The 1,822-nt window shown below is 59.6% G+C and carries 1 rRNA gene; it reads left to right on the forward strand.

From position 1 onward, the window contains the following. Positions 1–110 precede the first annotated feature (110 nt). Positions 111–1,630, forward strand: a 16S ribosomal RNA gene (locus GCU56_RS22875). The last annotated feature ends 192 nt before the right edge of the window (positions 1,631–1,822 follow it).

The raw sequence follows: 1,822 nt of genomic DNA on the forward strand, positions 1-1,822 counted from the left end.
AACAATTCCTCGTGGCATTGCACTCGTTTGTGGGTGTGGTGTCGGGGGTTCCTTTGGTTGATTGTAATCGAGAGCGTCCAGTTCTCGGTTCTCAGCTGCGATCAAAATCATCTACGGAGAGTTTGATCCTGGCTCAGGACGAACGCTGGCGGCGTGCTTAACACATGCAAGTCGAACGGTGAACTCCGCTTGCGGGGGGATCAGTGGCGAACGGGTGAGTAACACGTGGGCAACCTGCCCCCGGCTCTGGGATAACTCCAAGAAATTGGGGCTAATACCGGATATGACTGCTGACCGCATGGTCTGGTGGTGGAAAGTTTTTCGGCTGGGGATGGGCCCGCGGCCTATCAGCTTGTTGGTGGGGTAGTGGCCTACCAAGGCGACGACGGGTAGCCGGCCTGAGAGGGTGACCGGCCACACTGGGACTGAGACACGGCCCAGACTCCTACGGGAGGCAGCAGTGGGGAATATTGCGCAATGGGCGGAAGCCTGACGCAGCGACGCCGCGTGGGGGATGACGGCCTTCGGGTTGTAAACCTCTTTCAGCTCCGACGAAGCGGAAGTGACGGTAGGAGCAGAAGAAGCACCGGCCAACTACGTGCCAGCAGCCGCGGTAATACGTAGGGTGCAAGCGTTGTCCGGAATTATTGGGCGTAAAGAGCTCGTAGGCGGTTTGTCGCGTCGGCTGTGAAAACCTGAGGCTCAACCTCAGGCCTGCAGTCGATACGGGCAGACTTGAGTGTTGCAGGGGAGACTGGAATTCCTGGTGTAGCGGTGAAATGCGCAGATATCAGGAGGAACACCGGTGGCGAAGGCGGGTCTCTGGGCAACAACTGACGCTGAGGAGCGAAAGCGTGGGGAGCGAACAGGATTAGATACCCTGGTAGTCCACGCCGTAAACGTTGGGCGCTAGGTGTGGGGGCCATTCCACGGTCTCCGTGCCGCAGCTAACGCATTAAGCGCCCCGCCTGGGGAGTACGGCCGCAAGGCTAAAACTCAAAGGAATTGACGGGGGCCCGCACAAGCGGCGGAGCATGTTGCTTAATTCGATGCAACGCGAAGAACCTTACCTAGGCTTGACATGCACGGAAATCCTCCAGAGATGGTGGGTCCGTAAGGGTCGTGCACAGGTGGTGCATGGTTGTCGTCAGCTCGTGTCGTGAGATGTTGGGTTAAGTCCCGCAACGAGCGCAACCCTCGTTCTATGTTGCCAGCACGTCATGGTGGGGACTCATAGGAGACTGCCGGGGTCAACTCGGAGGAAGGTGGGGATGACGTCAAATCATCATGCCCCTTATGTCTAGGGCTGCAAACATGCTACAATGGCCGGTACAAAGGGCTGCGATACCGTGAGGTGGAGCGAATCCCAAAAAGCCGGTCTCAGTTCGGATTGGGGTCTGCAACTCGACCCCATGAAGTTGGAGTCGCTAGTAATCGCAGATCAGCAACGCTGCGGTGAATACGTTCCCGGGCCTTGTACACACCGCCCGTCACGTCACGAAAGTCGGTAACGCCCGAAGCCGGTGGCCCAACCCCTTGTGGGAGGGAGCCGTCGAAGGCGGGATCGGCGATTGGGACGAAGTCGTAACAAGGTAGCCGTACCGGAAGGTGCGGCTGGATCACCTCCTTTCTAAGGAGCACTCACCGCCAGCCTGGGGGTTGGTGGTGCAGAGCCACGCCCGCGCCGGGATCGGCCGCTCGTCTGGAGTGGTCGTCGAGTGTGTGGGGTGGTGCTCGAGGGTGGAACGCTGACCAGTTCGGCCGGCTCGCGTCGCGGGCTCCCAGTACGGCGCATCCCTTGGTGGGTGTGTGTGGACCGGAG

Origin of the sequence: Geodermatophilus sabuli, assembly GCF_010686765.1 — a bacterium.
Lineage (GTDB): Bacteria > Actinomycetota > Actinomycetes > Mycobacteriales > Geodermatophilaceae > Geodermatophilus > Geodermatophilus sabuli_A.